This is a genomic window from Streptomyces sp. NRRL S-337 (assembly GCF_000720175.1).
Taxonomy (GTDB): Bacteria; Actinomycetota; Actinomycetes; order Streptomycetales; family Streptomycetaceae; genus Streptomyces; species Streptomyces siderophoricus.
Genome location: NZ_JOIX01000038.1, coordinates 23,803 through 42,750, shown reverse-complemented (window position 1 = coordinate 42,750; position 18,948 = coordinate 23,803). Strand labels below are relative to the sequence as shown.

Below are 18,948 nucleotides of genomic sequence, written 5' to 3'. Positions count from 1 at the left end.
TTCAGTTCTCGTTGTGGACGCGGGCGGCGGGCACGACCAGACCCGCGTCCTCGGTGGCCTGCACGAGGGGCCGGTAGGCGTCGAACATGGCGTTCTCCGCGCTCTCGGAGAGCTCCGCCGCCGTCAGCGACTTCGTGGACATCTCGTCGGCCTTGCGGGCCAGGACCTCCATGGACTCCGCCAGCTTGGCCAACGCGGCGCCGGTCATACGGCCGATGACGTTGTGGGTGGAGCGCAGGTCGGCGGCGAGTTCGTCCAGCTCGTGCCGGATCTCCCGCGCCTTCGACGCCAGCTTGCGGCACGTCTCGTGCGCCTTGAAGGACTGCTCGGTGAGCTCCTCCAGGAGGTCGAGGCTGTCATCGAGGGTGACCTCGGTCTCGTGCTGTGCGTCCATCTCCGCGACGCTGCCGCTGCCCCACTTCGTCAGCCAGGCGTCACTCACGCTGTTCTCCTTCGTGCTCGAGGTGCCGGCGGGCCGGCCCGCGCCGGATGATTCCGGTGCGGATCCGGGGGAGTCGGCCCGCTTGACTGTGATCGGATCGACCGGAGCGGACACCGCCGTCGCCACGCCCATCGCCTCGAACGGCGACAGGCGCGGCTCGCCGGTGCCCGGCACCGTGTCCCCGCCTGGCGGGGCCGGGGCAGTGGTGGCCCCGGCGACCGCGGCGGCTGGAGGCGGTGCGGTGGTCGGGGCAGCTGGTCCCGGTGGCGTGGCCGGGCCGGTCGCGGGTGCCGGGCGGGGGCCCGGCACCGTGGTGGTTCGCATCCGGGCGCGCTTGCGAGCCCGTGCCTTGGCCGTGGACCACGGCGTGCGACGGGTCGGTGCTTTCGCGGCCGGGCCGGTCGGCGCCTTCGCAGCGGGGCCGGCGGGCTTGGGGCTCTTGGGCTTGGTGGTCTTGGTCTTCGGGCCGGTCTTCTTCTTGGGCTTCCTGACCTTGACCTTTGTGACGACCGGCGGGCCCATCTTCTTGCGGCGGCGCTTGAGGCGCTTCTCAGCGGTCTCGTACACCGCCTCGCCGAAGGTGGTCCGGCCCCGGGCGGCGGACTTCATCGCCCCGGCGACCTTGCGGTCGTACTCCTTCTTGAAGCGTCGGCACTTGCGGCAGCGGCAGCCGTACTTGTCCGCCGCCGCGAACGTGCCGTGCGCGATGCCCGGCGTGAGCGTGATCTTCTTGCCCTTGCGGGACTTCCCGCCCGGCGCCTTGGGCACCGAGGCTGGACCGGTCCCGCTCTTGCCGGAGCGGGCTTTGCCCTTCTTGCCGCCGCCCTTGCCGGACGCCGTCGTACCCGCGCCGCCGGGGCCGGTGATGCCTTTCCCCTTCGACTTCGGGCCGGTGCCGGAGGTGGTGATGCCGGGCTTCTTCCGCAGGATCCCGGACGGGCCGGTCGTCCCGCGCGGCGACTTCTTCGTGCCGCTCTTGGTGCCGGACCTGGTGCCCTTGCCGGTGCCGGGGCCCTTCGAGCTGGACGCGCCGGGCTCGGTCTTCCCGCCGCCCGCGCCCGTGCCCTTGCCGGGGCTCTTGCTGGTGGGACCGGCCTTGCCGCTGCCCGATCCGGCGCCGGGCCCGCGCTTCTTGCCGGGGCTGCCGGACGAACCCCCGGGCCCGGTGCTGCCGGGTCCGCGCTTGCTGTTCGTGCTCGGGCCACCCCCCGAGGAGCCGGACCCGCCGCGGCTGCCGGGGGAGCGCTTACGCCCGCCGCCACCGCCGCCGCTGTTGCTCGGGCCCTTGCTGCCGCCGGAGCCTCCCGAACCGCCCGATCCGCCGGAGGATCCGGGACCGCGGTTCTTCTTGAGGCTGGGGCCGCCTCCCTGGGAGCTGCGCTTGAGCGGGGTGATCCCCGGGCCGCCCTTGCCGGAGCCGGTGTTGGAGCGGCCGGGCCCGGCGCCCGAACCGCCACTGCGACCGCCTCGGGCGCCGCCGCCGACACCGCTGGGCGACCGGGTCGTCATCCCGCCGCGCCCTCGACCTCCCGAGCCGCTGTACGCCCCGCTGCCGCCCCACCCGGGCCGGCCCGGACCAGCGCCTCCGGAGCGCCCTCCCAGGGCGCCAGGGCCGCGCTGGAGGACCTTACGGCCGTACTCGTGACTGGGCTGCACCTGCTTCTTCGAGCCGTCCCCCAAGGAGCCGTCCTTGCCGGTGCTCGCCGTCTTCGCGACCGCCTCGCGCTGCTCCCGGTTGGCCCGGTTCGTCGCGATGGCGGAGTGGATGCCGCGCATGGCCGCCAGGGACACCGCGAGGATCGCCGCCAGCGACAGCGCGCCCAGGCGCGGCGCGGCCGGCTGCGAACTCTCCGAGCGGAAGGTCGCCGGCAGCATCGCCCCCGTCGCCGCGGGGGCCGCAGCGGGCTGCGAATCGGCGGTGAACGGAGCTCCGAGACCGGGCTCGGGCAGGGCCGCGATGGTGTCCAAAGGAGCAGTCCGCGTCGCGAGTGCAAACGTTTCAGGCGTGTCCGTGGAGACGTCGGCGGGGGCCGCAAACGGCACGTCGGCCGGGGCCGGACCGGGCATCTCCGCGGGGGGTTCAGCAGGGGCGGTGTAGCCCACGCGGGGGAAGTGGATCAGGTTGTTCGGGCCGTCGTCGTCGGCCATGACGTCTCCCTCTCGGAGTTGACAGACGGTCACCGCCTGAGGGACCCTCGCGCGCGCACGACACGCGCGCGCCGTGGGGTGCTCCAGGCGGCGAGGAGGAGGCGGTGATGAAGAAGAACTTCATCACCCTCCGTTGCGTTTGTAGAAGTCGTGGAGCGTGGCGGTGAGTGCGCGCCACAGGTCCGGCTTGCCGTCGCGTTCGGCCTGGCGGGCCAGAGTCCGGCACGCGTCGTACCAGACCCCGGCCCGCTCCTGGTCGGTCGCGGCTTCCGCGATCCGCGCATTCCAGTGCTTCGCACGGTTTTGCGTCTGCCGAGGCGTCGTCAACGCCCCTCCCCCTTCGCGAAGAAGTCGTTGATCGTGCGGGCCGGGGCCTGCTCACCACCTGCCGCCATCGGCCACTGGTTCCAGGGGTTGTCCGGCGTCACGAACTCCGCCGGCCTCACCTGCGGGACCACGCCCGGTGCCTGTTCCTGCGGGGCACTGAGCGAAGTCACCGTCTTGTCCAGGGACTTGGCGACGGCCGCGCCCAGGGCGGCCTGCCTGCCCTGCTTGCGCTCCAGCTTCTTGGCCTCCGCCGCGGCCCTGCGCTGGGGAAGCTCCAGGACCTCGTTGACGTACGTCGCGTACAGGGCCTCCGCCTTGCTCGCGGCCTCGCCGGACGCCTTCTGCATGGCCTTGAGCTGCCGCGACACCTTCCAGGCGCGGATCTTCTTGGCCATCCAGCGATCGCCCTCAATGGGCGTCTGCTCCAGGCGCCGACGCACGATGTCCGCGATCTGCCCGTACTGCTGGGCGTCGCGAACGTGCTGGTCGCGGACAGTAGCGGTGAAGGCCCGCAAGCCCTCATCCGTGAACAGCGCGTTGATATCCATGAGCTGCGGTTTCTCCTTCTCGGGGCAGGGGCGATTGTCGAAGAAGGCCTTTTCGGTCTCTTCGAGGGACGGATCTGCTGTACTCAGGGGGCTGTTGGCTGCTTCCGGCAGTCGCAGCGAGGGCCAGCCCGCTTCCTTCGGGCTGGCCCTCACTGGTGTGTGCCGGACGGTGGATCAGGTCAGGTACTTGTCCGCGTCCTCGGGCCGCAGCAGGCCGGCCCGCGAGAGCAGGCGGATCGCCCGGGGTTGGTTGACGGAGAGCTCGGTACGGACGCGGCTGATGTTGACGAAGCCGTCGTCCTCGCGCGGCAGCTCCTGTACGAGGGGGAGTAGTTCAGCATCCGTACGAGCGGGCGTGACCGTACCGGTACGCCCGGCGGCGGCCGTCGCGGTGGTACGCGAGCGGGCCTCCGCCGTACTGGTACGCGCGACCGGAACGTCGTTGGCCGAGTTCGTACGGGCGGTGACCGTACTGGTACGCGCTCCGCCCTCGTACGCGGCAGCGCTGGTACGGCCAGAGCGCTCCGTACCAGTACGCGCGGGCCAGTTCGGGGCGGCCTGTACGTCGCTTGTACGGTCGCTGTACGCGCTGGTCAGGCCCGCCTTCGCTCCCGGCGGGGCGGGGTGGTGCGGGCTTCCCTGTACAGGCTCCGTACGAGCGGTGCCGTGGGCCGTACGAGCGGGGACTGAACCGGCTGACGCACCGTACGACTCCGTACCGGACGGGCTTGTACGGGCGTGCTGCGTACTGGTCGCGCCGTCTGTACGAGCGGCTGTACCGGTACGCCCGTCCGTCCCGATCGCCATGTCCGTACCACCGTGTCCGTCCGTACTGGTGTCGTGCATGAGCGCGTGGACGCGCCAGATGACGGCCACAAAGATCAGCACGACGAACGTCGTCAGCTGCCATGGAGCCGACTGGCCTTCCTCAACGAGGTGGGCCTGCTCGGCCAGGTGATAGGTGACGTTCGCCGACGCCATCAGTGCGAGCGCCGCCGGGATGTCCCGCTTAGCGCGGAACGCGGTGACGCAGTAGACATCGATCGATACCGGCAGCAGCGGGGCGACGTACCGGTTGATGCCGACCATGTGAGCCAGCTCGAACTCGCCGGAGGCGGCGAGGCCGACGCCGGCGGCGAGCGCGATCCACGGGGCCGTCTTCCACGCCTTGCGGCCGAGGTTCTGCCGCCAGCCCCGGAAGCGGGAGTTGGCCTTCTTCGCCTCGCGGGCCTCATCGAGCAGCCGGCGGGCGCGAGCCTCGTCGGCCTGCGCCCGCTCGGCGATGCCCTTGGCCTTGCGCTCCGCCTCCGAGGTAATGCGGTCAGCCTCCTTCTGCGCGGCCTCCCGCAGCTGCGCGGCGACGGTCTTGGCTTCCTCCCGCAGCCGCTCCCGCTGCTTGTCACACGCCTGCTTGAGCCCGGCGAGATCGTTGGCAAGTGCCTTGCGCTTGGTGGCGGCCTCCGCGTCGAACTGGTCGGTCAGCTTGCGCAGCTGCTCGCGCAGCTCGGTGCGGGCCTGCTCCGCCTCGGTATGCGCAGCGGCAACATAGCTGTCGGCCTCGCGGCGGCGGTCGTCGGCGGCCGCGATCGCATCCGCGTACAGCTTCTCGGCCTCCGCGCGCCGGGCGTCGTACTGGCCGGCCGAGGTCTGGGCGAGCTCGCCAAACCGTTTACGGGCCTGCTCCAGTTCGTGGCGGGCGGTAGTGACCAGCTCGTCGGCCTGCTCCTGCGCCAGGCCGAGGATGGCACCGGCATGCTGGCGCCGCTCCTCGATCAACTCGCTGACCTCGGCGAGGTCACCTTCCGCCAGGCGGCGCAGCTCGGCGACGGCTTTGCCCGCCGCCTCGCGGTCGGCGGCAGCCAGCTCGGTGAGGTCGGCGGCCTGTGCGCGGGCCTCGGCCACCAGGCTTTCGGCACGGTCGCGAGCCGCGTCCAGCAGCTGACTGGCCTGAAGCTCGGCCTGTTCCGACAGCTTCGCCGCCCGCGTCCGCGCCTGGTCCACCAGTGCCTCGGCCTGGCGTGTGGCATTCCGCTCGATCGCCTCAGCAGCCCGGTCGGCGCGATTGCGGTAGCGGGCCGCGGCCGCGCGGGCCGCGGTGACGACGGACTTCGCCTCCCGACGGGCCTCCTCGCGGATCTGTTGCCTGTCGTGGTCGGCGGCTTCGGTGGCCTGACGCAGACGGTGACCAGCTTCCTCCGCCACCTCCACGAGGACCTGCCGGACCTGGGCCTGGGCGTCCCGGCGCAGGTGCTGGGCCTGGGTGCGGGCCCGGCGGGTCAGCTCCTGCGCCTGGGCCTGGGCGTCGGCGAGGAGTTGCTCGCCGTGGTCCGTGGCACGCTGCTGGACCGCCTTGGCGGCACGGTCGGCACGGTTGCGGTGCCGGGCCGCGGCCGCGCGGGCCGCGGTGGTGGTGTCCTTCGCCTGCCTGCGGGCCTCCTCCAGGGCCTGCTGCGCCTGGCGAGAACCGTAGGCTCGCGTGGCGTCAGCGTCCTTGCTGGCCTGGCGCAAACGGCGGCCGGATTCCTCGACCACCTCCGCGAGGATCTGCCGGGCCTGGGTACGAGCAGTGCCGTTCGTCTCCGCAGCTTGCTTCTGCGCCGCGGCCAGAACCTGGTTGGCGTCGTACCGGGCGGCCTCGCGGGCGAGGTCGCAGTCGTCAGCGGCCCGGTCCCGGACATTTGCTGCGGCGGTCGTCTGCTTCGCCGCGTTCCTATTCTTGGTGGGCGGCCTGTTCTTGGTACGGGTCGCGGTGCGCGCGGCCATGCCCATTCCCTTCTCTTCGTGCAGCGGATGGACGGCTGTCCGGCTCCCCATGACTCGGCCCCTCCCCCCGGGTGGCGGGAGGGGCCGAGCAGGCAACCGTCAGACTCGGTGCGGTGTTCGGAGTGGTTGATCAGTCGCGCTGGGCGGGCAGCTTGCTGCTGTCCTGCCTGAGGTGCTGGCGGAGCCAGGCGACGGCGGCCGGGCTCATCGCCCCGGTGTCCGGTTCGGCGAGCGGCGCGGTGTCGATGTCGGCCATGGCATCGTCCGGCGGAAGCAGCCGCATGTAGTTGCGGTCGACCCCGGCGATGTAGCGGTTGCTGCCCAACTCGGTCAGGTCGTAGAGGACCTGGCCGGTGTGGGCGTGCTGCCAGGACCGTGCCACCCGACCGACGAACGTGTGGCCGGGCTTGCCCAGCCAGTAGCGTTCGGCGTCACGGAACAGGACGAAGTCGCCCTGGCGATAGGTGGTCTGAGGGCTGGTGGCCTGCGTCTGCGGCTGCTGGGTCATGTGGACTCCTTGCTCGTGGTTGGCGAGAGCGGCTGTCCGGCTCCCCGTCACCGCCCGACCCGGCCGCCGTGAGGTCGGCGGTCGGTGCGGGCGGATCAGGCAACCGTCAGAGGCTGGTCAGGGGATGCGCGGGCCGTCCGGGTCCCGCAGCCGTACCCGTGGTCGGGGCGGCGGGGGCGGGGGAGTGGGAGTGGGCTCGGTAGGGGTGGTGGAGTCCATGAGTTCGTGTCCTCCCTGTGGGCGGTGGATGTCGTGGACGTGGTGGCCGGCCTCCATGGCCGCGGCCGCTGCGGCGCAGGCGGCCGCGAGCAGTGCGATGGCCAGCGGATGAGTGAGCCCGTAGCGGGCAAGGGCCCGCGCCGCGGAGTGCTGGGCGGCGCGGGCAGTGTGTATGTCGGGGGTGGTGATCGGATCTCCTGCTGTCCGGTCCGTGGGCTCGCCCTCCTCAAGAGAGGCCGAGCCGACACCGAGCGGGACGGTTGGGCTGGTCAGCAGTTCTGCAGCTACTTGCCGCCGCAGTTGCAGGGCTCATGGCGGACGGCCTGATACGGCTTTCCGTCGGCGCCCACCTGGTTGACAGTCACAAGCCGAGGGGGGTGGCCACAGGCGCTCATCGGGCACCTCCACCGATGCAGGCGATGCGGCCGCCGTCAGCGGCCGCCTGCGGCAGCACGGTGTGCGGTACCGCCTGGTCCCAGTCCTCCGCCGGGTTGTCCAGCTCGCGGTTGAGGTCCTCCTCCGTCGCCGCGACCGGGGGCAGGGGGAGACGGTCCCGCATCGCATCCAGCGTGCGCGGCGCACGCCGGGAGGCGGTGATACGGGCGTCGGCGGTGCGCAGACGGTGACGGACCTCGGCGTGCAGACGGTCCAGCTCATCGGCGCCCTCAGGCTCGTTGCCGTCCTCGCGCTCGATGCGGTCGATCTCCTCCTGGAGGCCGGCGCTCGGGCGGTCGAGTACGGATGTCATGCTGGCGGTCATCAGGTCCTCCAACTCAGGTCCTGGTACTGACAGCCCCGGAGCTCTCACCTTCCGGGGCTGTCGCCGTGGCCGGCTCGGACGAGCGGGCCACGAACCCCGGTTTCCTCCTCCCGCATTGAGGAGGGAACCGGGGAACGTGGTCGCTCGTACGCTCAGGCCGCCTTGTTACGGGCGCGATTGCGGGCGCTACGGCGCTTCAGCGCCCGGCGCTCGTCCTCAGACAGGCCGCCCCAGACGCCGTCGTTCTGGCGGGTCTCCAACGCCCACTGCAGGCACTGGGCCATGACCGGACAGCGGCAGCACACCGTCTTGGCTTCCTGGATCTGGAGCAGGGCCGGTCCGGTGTTGCCGATCGGGAAGAAGAGCTCGGGGTCCTCCTCGCGGCATACCGCGCGGTGACGCCAGTCCATGAGGTGCTCCTTTCAGTGGAGTCGGCTGTCGTACGAGCAGCCACGAACTCGGCTCCCTCCCGCATTGAGGAGGGAGCCGGGGAACGTGGTCGTTCGTACGCTCAGGCCGCCACCTGCTGGGCCGCGTCGAGGCTCTCGCCAGCTGTGCGCTCAACGGACTCGACCAGATGGGCGAGCAGCACCTGCCGGGCAGCGCTGCGCAGCCACCAGGGGAGGCCCCCGGCGAGATCCTGGTCCGCGCCCCGGTCGATTTGCACCGGCGTCTTCGAACCGCTGATGAGCGTGCGCAGCCACGTCTCCTGGGCCAGGTCCTCGACCAGGTGAGGGTCGGGAGCTGTATGGAAATCCGGCACCGGCAGACGGCTGGCGATGAAGGCCAGCAGCCGCTGCTGGTGCGTCATGAACAGCTCCTCGGTGGGCGAGAAGCGTCGAGCGCGGCGGGTGATCGAGGTGACGGTCACGGGGTCTCCTTGGAGTCGGCACCGGCGCCCGAGCTGAGCGGGCACCGGTGTAATGCGAGGCCGATATCAGTGGGCTGTCGCCTCGGCCCCAATTGGGAGCCGAGGTCCTACGACCAGCCACGGCCCTGGCCGCCCCCTATCGGGCGGGCCAGGGCCGTGGTCGTTCGTCCAGGCCGGTCAGCGTGCGCGGCGCTTCGGGTGGAGCGTCTTGAGCGGCACCGGCGGCGCGCCCAGCGGCGCGCCACCGGCGGGCAACTGCGCGCGGCGGGTGTCGGTGTCGCGGACCATCACCTCGCTCGCCCTCCACTGCCTTTTGCGCAGCAGCCACAGGGGCCGACCGTCGCCGGGCTCGTCATTCGTCGCCATCTGCTTGTGTGCCGCGATCTGGCTGACGGCCGGGGCGGGCTGCACCTTCGGCTTGCGCCGCACGGTGGTCCGGCGGCGGTGAACGGTCTCCGCGTGGCCGTCCGTCAGACGCTCCTCCCACTTCCTGGCCGTGACGTCGACCGTGACCAGACGGTTGCTGCCCAGGCCGCAGCGGACGGCCGGAGCCTTGCCCGCCGGGCCGGTGTCGTGCGGCACGAGCTTGGGCTTCCTGGTCTGGAACCCGGTGATCGGCACCCACGTCGTGCAGTCGGGGCAGACCAGCGACGCGCAGGCCGGACGCAGGTCGTACTGGTGTGGCTTGAGGGTGGAGACGACGAGCGCCGGGCGGGCATTGACGGTGCGGGAGCGGGTCCGGCTCCGGCGGGGGCGGGCGGTGCGCTCAAGGGTCGAAGCAGACATCTGGACTCCTCACGGACGGAGTGGCAGGGGCGCGGGTCGCGATGCTCTCTCCGCCCTCCGGGCCGCACGGCACAAGGCCGGCGTCCCGCAGGACAGACAGCGCACAGCGCTGCGACGTGCACACAGTCGTCGCGGCCGTCAGGCTCCGGGGGAGTTTGATGAAGCTCTCAACCCCGGCCGCCCCGAAGGGCGGACGACTTCCTGCGGTCTTGCGGACGTGCTGATAGGGGCCGTTGATCCGGCTCCCTCATCCGGCGCCGCCCTCAGGCGGTTCCGGATGGGGGAGCCGGGTCCGTGTGGACCCGGCGAGCAATCAGGCCGCCAGCGGCGAAGGCAAGGCGGTGGTGAGCCGCGCGATGTGCAGCTGCGCGGCGTAGGGGAGGAGCACATCGACCAGCCGCTCCCGGACACGGATGGCGATGGTCGGGTCGTCGGCGGCGATGTCGCGGGCCGCGACCAGGCGGGCGTATCGGCTGTGTAGCGCATCCAGCGTCACGGCCATATCCACGCCGGCCCATCGTTCGTGCGGCAGCTCCCCCACCTCATACATCTCCAACGGCGTCCCGAACGCGACGTCCAGGTCGAGGCCGGCGAACTCGGGGAGCGGCACCTCGACCGCATCCAAGAGCGCGAGCGTCTCAGCGTCGAAGTGCTCGGTAGCGAGGCTGCCGGCGAGGTGGCGGGTGATCTTCATGGGATGGGGCTCCTTCCGGGCGGCGGATAACAGGTAGGGCGCACGTAGGTACAGGTCACCCCGACCGAGGTACTTGATGTACCTTTTGGTGAGAGCGAAGGTACATTCAATCGCTCGTCACGGCAAGCGTTGTACCTTCACCAGCGAGCGATGTACCTTCAAGAGGTAGGGTCCAAGCAAACGAGAGAGAGAAGCGGGCATGCCGTACAGAGGACCGGGCAAGGGCTACGCCGATGTCGCAGCCCACTTCCGCCAGCAGATCCAGAGCGGCGAACTCGCCCCCGGGGACACGCTTCCTTCGGTCGCGGACATCCGCTCCGAATTCGGCGTCGCAGCTAAGACCGTCAGCCGTGCTCTCGCTCTCCTGAAAAGCGAGGGCCTCGTCGTGGCCCGAGGAGCTCTCGGGACTGTCGTGGCGACGTCGCCCATGGTGATCACAGGGGCCGACCGAATCGAACGCATGGAGAGGAACGGCCTGCGCTACGCCCCCGGCGAGACCTCGACAGGACACCGGGTGATGCGCAGGTCGGTAGCCGACCCCGAGGTATGTGAGGCGCTGAACCTCGAGCCCGGCGACGAGGTCGTCATCCGGATCCGGACTTTCCGCCAAGGAGACAGGGCCACGTCGGTCGGGGTTTCGGTCTATCCGGTGCAGACGACCAGCAAGGTTCCCGAACTCGCGGATGAGGGTCGGATGGAGCGGTACTGGGCAGACATCTACACCGAGCGAACCGACCGAGAGGTCGTGAAGGGCCAGCGCACGGCACGAGCGCGGCAGGCATCGCAGGACGAGCTGGACGCCCTGGAGATCGATGCCCCCCAACATGTGTCCGTTGCCGTTCTCGTCACGTCGCAGACGTTCCATGACGAGAACGGCCCGCTCGCCTACTGGGAAGACGTCTACGCCCCCGGCACCCACATGCCCATTTCGGGCTAGCCCCCGTGTGTCCAGGAGTTGTCCGCACATCTCGGCGACGCTTTCTCGTTCCACTGTGTTGCCCCCTCAACGCTCGCTTGTGGGGGCAATCACACTCGCTGGAACCGGATCACAACATCACAGCGCCTTGTCGAAGCTCATGGGCATCGGGCTACACGGGTTTTCAACATCCGCGTACACACGGGTTTTGAGCGCTCAGACCTAGGCTGCGGACATGACGATGACGGAGGGGACCAGGGTGGGGAAGCACCGAGCGGGATGGCGGCCGGACAGGCTGCGCGAGCAGAGAGAAGCTCACGGTCTGACCCTGGAGAAGGCGGGGGAGCGTCTCCGACAGGTTGCCGAGCAGGCCAAGCTCAAGGGCATCCCCGCTGCGAACCCACAGACCTTGTGGCAGCACGAGCAGGGCGAGGTCTACCCCGGCCCGCACTACCGCCGTGCCTACTGCCTCCTGTACAGGGCCACCGAGCCGGATCTCGGTTTCCGGACTGCGTTGCCTGGCGAGGAGAGCTCTTTCAAGCTCACACCGCTGGACGACCAGCTGAATGGTTCGCAGGTCCTGGCCGTCGAGCGGGCGATCCACCGCATCGCTCCGGGGAGCGAGGAAGCCGATCACCTCGCTCTGCAGCAGCGGATCATCGACGCGTGGAAGCGCCGGCACACCGGCGGCGACCCGCACCGCCCGGTCCTGATTCTGGTTGGGGGGTTCGCCGGTAGCGGCAAGACCGAGTTGGCCCGATTTTTCGTCCAGCTCACTGGGTGGCCGCTGCTCGACAAGGACCCGCTCACCCGGCCGCTGGTGGAGCGCCTCCTGGTCGCGCTGGGTGGCGATCCGAACGACCGGCACACGGAGCTCTACAGGGAGCGTGTCCGGTCGGTGGAGTACGACTGCCTCATGCAGTCAGCCATGGCCAACATCAAGTGCGGGATCAGCACCGTGCTGAGCGCCCCGTTCATTGCGGAGATGACTGACGCTGCCTGGATGCAGCGCCTGTCCAACCGGGCTTCGTCCATGGGCGTTGACGTGTTCCCGGTGTGGGTGCGTTGCGACGAGGAGTCGATGCGGGAGTACATCACCTTCCGCTCCGCGGCGCGGGACGCGTGGAAGCTCCAGCGGTGGGACGAGTACATGGCGACCATCGATTTGGACCTGCGCCCGGCGGTGCCGCACCTGGTCGTCGACAACAGGTTGGGCACCGCGGTGACACTCGCGGACCAGGCCCGGCAGGCGATGGGGGCGATGTACGCGTGACCGAGAAGCAGGGCGTGATCCTCTACGGCCCGCCGGCGGCGGGGAAGGACACCATCACCACGGCGCTCACCGAGCTGAGTCCGCGGTACGCGCAGTTCGCGCGTCTCAAGGTCGGAACGGGCAAGAGTGTCGGCTACCGGATGGGCACGGCGGAGCAGCTGCGCGCCCTCGACGCCGCGGGTGACGTCATCTATGCGAACGCGCGGTACGGCAACACCTACGTCATCGACAGGCCAGGCCTGGACGCGGCGTTCGCAGCCGGGGTGCCGGTGATGCACCTCGGTCAAGTCGATGGCATCCGGGCCCTGGTCGACGGCTACCCGGCTGACTGGACGGTTGTGCTGTTGTGGTGCCCGCGCGAGGTGACTGCGGCTCGGTCCGCAGGCCGGGGCGACAGCGACACCACGGCACGCCTTGCGGCATGGGATGCGACCCGGGAAGACCTGGACACGCACCAGGACAGGGCCTGGGAACTGACCGTCGACACCACGGCCGTGCCTCCACAGGAGGCAGCACGACTCATCGACCAGTTGCTGGAGAAGCAGACGGGAGCGGCGACGGCGTGAGTAGGGGCTACGGCTGGGCGAGCCGGTTGAGGGCGTCGGTGAGCGTGAGCTCACTGTCGTCCTTGACGTCGTTCCACCGTGCCAACGTGGAGGCGGCCGCGCGCAGCACCTCTGGGGGAAGGCCGGCGGTGGCGAGCATGTCGGCGGCTTCTTCCAGCTCCGGGCCCCAGCGCCAGGCGCGCGCTGCGGTCTTGGCGATGTATTCAGGCTCTGAGAGGTACGAGTCGGTGCGCCGCGAGGCGACCTCGATGAGCTCCTGGTCGACGTCGTGCTCGCGCGCCAATCCGATGGCCAGCCCCACGAGTACGCGGCTCGCCTTCTGGAAGCTGGCGTACGCCAGCTTCAGCGCGGACGCCTGCCCCACCTTTGTGCCCAGCACCTTCGTCCGTACGGTCGTGTTCACGAAGAGGCCCTCGACTCGCGCGGTCGCGGTTTCCGAGCCTGACAGGTACAGCGTCGGGGTCTTGCCGCTTACGGGCGGGGAGCCGACGACGCCACCGTCCACGACTGTCGTGGCGGGCCCAAGCAGCGCGGCGATCCGTGCGGACCGCTCAGGGTTGATCGCATTCGCCTCCACGTACACCCCGTCGAACCGGCATGCGGCGACGTCGCGGGCCAGGTCCTCGGCTGCGGCTGGCGGACAGAGGCCGATGACGATGTCACTCCGGTCAAGTAGCTCCTGCAACGTGGCCACCGGCATCAGGCCGAACTGCTCGGCCCTGGCCTTGGATGCCGGGCTGCGGCCTTCCGTGCACCACCGGACCGTGGCCGCGTTCGTCGCGGCGCACGCCGCGACGGCGGCGCCCATGCTGCCGGGGTGGAGGATGCCGACGGCGGGCTGGTCCACGTTGCTACTCCGTCTCGTTGAGCAGGATGTTGAGGGCGTCGGTGACGTCGTCGACGGTGCGGTGTGCGGCGGCGAGCCTGTCGGGCCAAGGCCGACCACGCAGCCAGATGGTGTGCAGTCCGGCCTGGTGGCCGCCTCGGACGTCACCGGCGGGATTGTCGCCAATCATCCAGCCGCCGTGGGCAAGGCTGATGCCGCAACGAGCGGCCGCGAGTTCAAAGAGGCGCCGGTCCGGCTTTCGGATCTCCAGGTCGCCGGAGACCGCGACACCGTCGACCAGGTCCGCGAGGCCGGTCGCGGTGAGCTTGGCGCGCTGAATGTCGGAGGCCCCGTTGCTTACGATGCCAATGGTCCACGCGGCCGTGCGAAGTCGGGCAAGGCCCTCGAGGACCTCCGGTCGGCAGGTGACGGCGGCCGCCATCATGTCGACGTACGCCTGCCACAGCTGCACGGCTGGCTCGTGCAGTCTGAAGGTCTCGCGCAGCCTCTCGAAGTCGCCGGGCACGGCGCGGTCCGCAAGCTCGTTGAGCATCCACGCCTCGACGTGCGGGCCGTAGCCGGCCGTCTCGCAGAACCTGGACACGCAGTCGGTGAAGGCGGAGCTCCGGTCGACGAGCGTGTTGTCCAGGTCGAAGAGCGCGAGTGGCATGAGCCAGACCTTACCGAGGGCAGCGCGCCGGGCCGCGAGCTGTGCCCGTTCGGAAGGCCGGCGCCAGCTCGCCTCCGCAGCTTCCGACGGCACCGTGCGGCTCTGGTCCCTCGGCGAGCAGCAGCAGACAGCCGAGGTCCGCGTCGACGGCAGCCTCAATTGCGCGGCCTACGACCCGGTCCACGGCCGCATCCTCGTCGGCAGCGCCGCCGGCGTGGTCACCCTTGACCTCAACCTGACCCCGCTCCGAGAGGGATAGACGCTCATGGCCCAGAAGGCCCCGGTGATCATTTCAAGTGAGTCGCCTTTCGCCAGCGATGTGTTCGCCAAGCGGCATCCGGCGTTGATCGAACGGGTCGCGGATGCCTGGCCCTTCGGCCCTGAGCAGCGCGAAGCGCTGTCCGAGCTCGCGGAGGAGAACGTTCAGGGCGTGATCCACCCGCTTCCGGACGGCGCCGCTGACGCTGGGCTCTGGCGTGGCTGGGGGAGCGGCATGTACGGCCGCCCGTGGGCGGAGGTGCCGTTCCTGTGGGCGGAATCTTTCTTCTACCGGCGCCTCCTGGAGGCCACCGGCTACTTCGAGCCCGGGCCGTGGCGGGGCGTCGATCCCTTCACTTCGTTCAAGCAGGCCGAGCTCGCGGGTGAGGTGGTGGCGGCGGAGATCGCTGCGCTCGATGATGTTGCCGGGCTGGCCGACGACGAGCTGGGGCAGGCGTTGCTGCTGTCGAGTCTCTGGGGCAACCGCGCCGACCTGGGCTTCCAGATCACTGCAGGCCAAAGGGCCGAGGCATCCGGCCTGGTGGCCGACGACAGTACACGCCTATGGGAACTGCTCCGAAGCGAAGCAGGCGGAACGGTCGCCCTGGTCGCTGACAACGCAGGCAGCGAGATGGTTGCAGACCTGGTCCTCATCGACCACCTCCTCGCGCACGGCCTGGCCCACGAAGTCGTGCTACACGTGAAGCCGTCGCCGTACTACGTCTCCGACGCCACGCTCGCAGATGTCGCCGACTGCCTACGGACGCTTCTGCTCAGCAAAGGTGAGGCCGGAGCCGTGGGAGATCGGCTGCGCGAGGCAGCTGCCCTCGGACGGTTGCGCGTGCGTGCGGACTCGTTCTTCTGCGCACCGTTCGATTTCACGGCAATGCCGGAGGCACTGCGGCAAGAGTTCACGTCGGCCACAGTGACGATCCTGAAAGGGGACCTGAACTACCGTCGGTTGACCGGCGACCGCTGGTGGGAGCCGACGACCCCGTTCGCTGAGGTGACGGGTCATTTCCCGGGCCGCGTCACGGCACTGCGCACGCTGAAGTCGGACGTCATCGTCGGCCTCGACGCGGGCACTCTCGCCGAGCTCAAAGCAACAGCGCACTGGCGGACTTCCGGAGCCCATGCCCTTGTACAGGTGCGCTCATGAAGAGTAGCGACGGCGCAAGAAGGACGACGCCCGGCGGCTCGGCGTCACCCAGCGAGCCAGGCCCCGGTTTCGGCCCCTCCCGGACAACCTCACGCATCAATCGTACGGATCCGTACCCCGTCAATTGGGGCGATGCCCGCGACAGCCTATCCCCGCAGTTGCGGCCTGGTCTGACCGGCCGTCGCCGTCGTGCAACGCCGATTCCGACACATCGCGCACTCGTGCAGTTGCGTGGGGCCGATGCGAGTAGGGTGACCCCTGGCTTGATCCATAACGGTAAAAGCCCCCTAGGACCTGGCCGGGTCCACGGGGGCTCTCGGACGGAGGTAACCCCCGTCCCGGCGACGCACCTAGTAGGAGGTGATCGCGAAATGCAGGTTACCCGCATTTCCGGAACTGAACGCGCGACTGCGCCGTTTGAGCATCATGATCACCTTGCTCCGGCGTGCGCGCATGCTGACGCCAGCCACCGTTTTGAGGGGGTTGGGATGACCACGTAGGCCATCGGCCGCGCCCGCTTCCGTGGCTTGGCAACCACGTAGGCGGACATGCGGCCCGTCTGCTCAGACCCCGGATTGGCGCCCGGTCCTGAGCGAAGTCCGGAGCCCCTTGGCAAGGGCTCCACCGCGACTCCTTGGCAGAAGTCGCGCTCGCAGTACCCGGTCCCTTGGCAAGGACTGGTTCCGCAGTACCGGCCCGTTGGCGGGGCCGGCTTCACCGCTCCTCCCGGAGCGGCCCTCTTGCCCACTCGCAATTGAGAACAGGAGGTCGTTGTCATAGTGCACGACACCCGACCGACTTGTCAGCTCCGGCATGCTCCATTGGCCGGTACTGACGCCCTCCGTGTGATGCACATCACTGCCGACCGTCCGGATTTCCTTCCCGAGTGGTCGGTTTGTCCTCCGTCCCGCCTGGCGGGCACCTCAACCAAGATTTTTTCCCGTCCGGTGGGAGAGGCGTCGACTGTGTCCTCTGTCCGTAGGGGAACTGTTCGATCGTTCAGCATGCTCTCTTCCGCTGCGGCCTCAGCCTCGCCAGCTGTGCCCCTTCCCCATCCTGCTCGGACGCGCTTTTTCAGGTTGGACGTCAAGTCCGGCCTTTCGACGTTCCCCTCTCTGTATGTGACCTGCTTGTCCGCTTCCCGGCTCCTTTCGGCTGCTCGTCGGCCGATGTCCGCTTCGGCTGATGGTGTCGGCCCCCACGCCGCGCGTGGATGCGTGGCCGCGGGGAGGCGACGGTGAGCAAGATGTCGATGGCCGTGCGGCCAGCGGGGCCGGTGGCGGTGTGGGAGGCCGGGAGCTGGCTGACGCACACGGACAAGATGCGCGGCCGGCTGCGGGCTGCGGTCCATGCCCTGCTGGGGCAGCCGGGTCTCATTGGTGCGCCGGATTCGGTGCGGATGGCGGCTGTGGTGCTGGCGGCGAGGACGTCGGCGGCCGACCTTTCGGTGGAGCTGACGGCCCGGGAGCTGGGTCGTTGGGTCGGTGTGACGGCGTCGACCATCGGGCATGAGGTGCGTCCGCATCTGGACCGGGAACACATCACCGACTCCGATAATCGGCTGCGGCCGGGAACGCGGGTGGTCACCGGCATCTGCTGGCAGCTGCTTCCCCTGCGCGACGCCCGTTACCAGCAGCCCTCCGACCACCCGCTGCGGCTGCAACGGGTGGAGTTCGCGGTGTTGTGGGGGCTGTTGGAAGCGGTGTGTGCGCCGGGCTGGTCGCACGCGGACGGTACGCAGACGCCTCCTGGCCTGCTGGGCAGGCGCACAGGACGTGGCGCGGCGACGGACCGACTCGCGCTGCTGCTGGCGGTGCTGGAGTGCCGACCGACAGGCGTGGTCCGGTTGTGTGGCGGTGCGGTCGACCGGCATGGGCGGGTGGCGGCGACGCTGGCGCGGTTGCTGGGTTGCTCGTCGGCGGCCGGGGCTCGCGTCCTCGGTCGGCTGGAGGCGGCGGGCGTGGTGGAGGTGCGTCAGACTCCGGGTGGCCGAAAGCAGTTGGTGATCCCTGCGGTGGAGGCTGCGTACCGGGAGATGCGCCGCGTCCAGCGGGCGGCGGGACGGCCTGGTGGGCTCATCCCACGGCCGCGACGAGGTGATCGTTCTGCAGGGTGGGACCAGGTAGCTCCTCAGACGCAAAATCCGCAGGTCAGACGAGGTAAAGCGGTCCCTGAGCCGCGTGGTGCTTCTGCAGGACTGCACACTGACCACTCACCTGTGGTTTCGGAAAGTGGGGACAATGCAGGTGGTTGTTGTCTTTCCGGCTATGGCCGTCGGGAGTCCTGCAATCAGCCGGAATGCGCGTGCGCACGCGAGGACCACGCCGTCGGCTCCGGCGCAGCCGCGGCGCCTGCCGCGGTCAACGCCAACCCGGACGGCGCGCTGCGCGCGGAACGGCAAACCCCCTGTTCCTCGCCTCCTGATTCCCCGCTGGTGCGGGAGCTGGGCCGCCAAGCTCCGCAGGTCGCGCAGATCCTCACCCAGATCATTCCGTCGCCAAACCTCCATCAGCGTGAGCGTCTGAGGAACCTGGTTCGCGGCCTGCTGATCGAGGGGGAGGACGACGCGATGATCGCGGCCCGGCTGCGGGAGCGTCTGAAGCCCCTGGTCTCTGACGGTGGAGAGCAGCCGTACGTGTTTCGCCGCGACGGCTTGTCGTGGGCGCTGACGATCGGCTTGCCCTACGCGCCCGGTGGCAAGACCACCCTCCCGTGTGCCCGTCGCGGATGTCCCGGTCTGGTTCGCGCCCGGGCCACCGACACGGTGCGCTGCGACGAGTGCGAGGTGCAGGTGATGGACGCTCCCCGGGCCCGGAAGGCTCTGCAGGCCGCTCTCAGCGCGCCGCTACCACCTCCCCCCACCGGGCAGCCTGCCCCTGATCGTTCGGAGGTCACGTCCGGTGCCTCGGCCCCGGGCTATTCGGAGATGTCGCCGGAGCAGGAACAGGAACCTACCGGTGAAGAGCCGCTGTTGCCGATGTCGGTCCGTGAGCAGCTGCGCGTGCTGGCCGCGTTCGCTCCGAAGGCTGCCCGTGCCGCGGAGTCAGCCGCCCGCGCCGCCTACGCGCCCGCAGCCCAGGCCGACAGCCCGGGCGAGCATAAGCGGCGTGTATCAGCTGCCACTGCTACCTGGTGCGCCATCACCAGCCACTACGCTGAACAGCTCGCCGCCGCCCACCGCGCCGAGGATCACGTCGGGAGTGCTCCATGAGCC

Annotated in this window: 18 protein-coding genes; 6 read left to right on the top strand and 12 right to left on the bottom strand. The window is 69.9% G+C overall.

Translation table 11 applies throughout. From position 1 onward, the window contains the following. Position 1 precedes the first annotated feature (1 nt). The 10 genes from IG62_RS43370 to IG62_RS0124610 all read right to left on the bottom strand — a co-directional run bounded on the left by IG62_RS43370 (position 2) and on the right by IG62_RS0124610 (position 10,066). A complete protein-coding gene (locus IG62_RS43370) occupies positions 2 to 2,590 on the bottom strand; it encodes a hypothetical protein (RefSeq protein ID WP_051798519.1) in 2,589 nt (862 codons plus the stop codon). Between the two features lie 123 nt (positions 2,591 to 2,713). Next, positions 2,714 to 2,917, bottom strand: a complete 204-nt coding sequence (locus tag IG62_RS0124655; RefSeq protein ID WP_030807295.1) for a hypothetical protein — start codon at positions 2,915 to 2,917, stop codon at positions 2,714 to 2,716. Then, complete coding sequence (locus IG62_RS0124650; RefSeq protein WP_030807292.1) at positions 2,914 to 3,465, bottom strand: hypothetical protein; 552 nt, start codon at positions 3,463 to 3,465, stop codon at positions 2,914 to 2,916. The genes IG62_RS0124655 and IG62_RS0124650 overlap by 4 nt, the downstream gene beginning before the upstream one ends. 174 nt (positions 3,466 to 3,639) lie before the next feature. Beyond that, on the bottom strand, positions 3,640 to 6,279 hold the full coding sequence (locus IG62_RS0124645; protein WP_234326719.1) for a hypothetical protein: 2,640 nt from the start codon (positions 6,277 to 6,279) through the stop codon (positions 3,640 to 3,642). 79 nt (positions 6,280 to 6,358) lie between these two features. Next, complete coding sequence (locus tag IG62_RS0124640; protein WP_030807286.1) at positions 6,359 to 6,736, bottom strand: hypothetical protein; 378 nt, start codon at positions 6,734 to 6,736, stop codon at positions 6,359 to 6,361. A 610-nt stretch (positions 6,737 to 7,346) separates the two neighbouring features. Further along, entirely contained in the window at positions 7,347 to 7,715 is a 369-nt protein-coding gene (locus IG62_RS0124630; RefSeq protein ID WP_158795091.1) for a hypothetical protein, read from the bottom strand. Positions 7,716 to 7,867: 152 nt separating this feature from the next. Then, positions 7,868 to 8,125, bottom strand: coding sequence for a WhiB family transcriptional regulator (locus tag IG62_RS0124625; protein ID WP_030807277.1), 258 nt, complete (start codon positions 8,123 to 8,125; stop codon positions 7,868 to 7,870). Between the two features lie 101 nt (positions 8,126 to 8,226). Further along, entirely contained in the window at positions 8,227 to 8,586 is a 360-nt protein-coding gene (locus IG62_RS0124620; RefSeq protein ID WP_030807274.1) for a hypothetical protein, read from the bottom strand. A 177-nt stretch (positions 8,587 to 8,763) separates the two neighbouring features. Continuing rightward, entirely contained in the window at positions 8,764 to 9,372 is a 609-nt protein-coding gene (locus IG62_RS46550) for a hypothetical protein (RefSeq protein ID WP_030807271.1), read from the bottom strand. A gap of 313 nt (positions 9,373 to 9,685) precedes the next feature. Continuing rightward, a complete protein-coding gene (locus IG62_RS0124610) occupies positions 9,686 to 10,066 on the bottom strand; it encodes a hypothetical protein (RefSeq protein WP_051798518.1) in 381 nt (126 codons plus the stop codon). 199 nt (positions 10,067 to 10,265) lie between these two features. Between IG62_RS0124610 and IG62_RS0124605 the strand changes: the two genes are divergently transcribed. From IG62_RS0124605 to IG62_RS0124595, 3 genes are all read left to right on the top strand, one after another. After that, entirely contained in the window at positions 10,266 to 11,003 is a 738-nt protein-coding gene (locus IG62_RS0124605; protein WP_030807265.1) for a GntR family transcriptional regulator, read from the top strand. Positions 11,004 to 11,217: 214 nt separating this feature from the next. Next, complete coding sequence (locus IG62_RS0124600) at positions 11,218 to 12,255, top strand: AAA family ATPase (protein WP_030807262.1); 1,038 nt, start codon at positions 11,218 to 11,220, stop codon at positions 12,253 to 12,255. Continuing rightward, positions 12,252 to 12,821 (top strand): phosphotransferase-like protein, encoded by a 570-nt coding sequence (locus tag IG62_RS0124595; RefSeq protein ID WP_030807259.1) that lies wholly within the window; start codon positions 12,252 to 12,254, stop codon positions 12,819 to 12,821. Before IG62_RS0124600 ends, IG62_RS0124595 begins: the two co-directional genes overlap by 4 nt. A 7-nt stretch (positions 12,822 to 12,828) precedes the next feature. On the opposite strand, the gene IG62_RS0124590 is transcribed toward IG62_RS0124595, so the two are convergent. Beyond that, positions 12,829 to 13,668, bottom strand: a complete 840-nt coding sequence (locus IG62_RS0124590) for an NAD(P)-dependent oxidoreductase (protein ID WP_030807256.1) — start codon at positions 13,666 to 13,668, stop codon at positions 12,829 to 12,831. Between the two features lie 4 nt (positions 13,669 to 13,672). Then, positions 13,673 to 14,317 carry an HAD family hydrolase gene (locus tag IG62_RS0124585; protein WP_030807253.1) on the bottom strand — a complete coding sequence of 215 codons (645 nt, stop codon included), beginning with the start codon at positions 14,315 to 14,317 and terminating at the stop codon, positions 13,673 to 13,675. Here IG62_RS0124585 and IG62_RS47355 point away from each other — a divergent pair. The 3 genes from IG62_RS47355 (at position 14,316) to IG62_RS47350 (ending at position 18,945) form a co-directional block, all read left to right on the top strand. After that, a complete protein-coding gene (locus tag IG62_RS47355) occupies positions 14,316 to 14,576 on the top strand; it encodes a hypothetical protein (protein WP_158795090.1) in 261 nt (86 codons plus the stop codon). The two genes, IG62_RS0124585 and IG62_RS47355, sit on opposite strands and share 2 nt — an antisense overlap. Positions 14,577 to 14,582: 6 nt before the next feature. Next, a complete protein-coding gene (locus IG62_RS0124575) occupies positions 14,583 to 15,734 on the top strand; it encodes a damage-control phosphatase ARMT1 family protein (protein WP_030807250.1) in 1,152 nt (383 codons plus the stop codon). Positions 15,735 to 16,971: 1,237 nt separating this feature from the next. After that, a complete protein-coding gene (locus tag IG62_RS47350; RefSeq protein WP_158795089.1) occupies positions 16,972 to 18,945 on the top strand; it encodes a hypothetical protein in 1,974 nt (657 codons plus the stop codon). Positions 18,946 to 18,948: the final 3 nt, after the last annotated feature.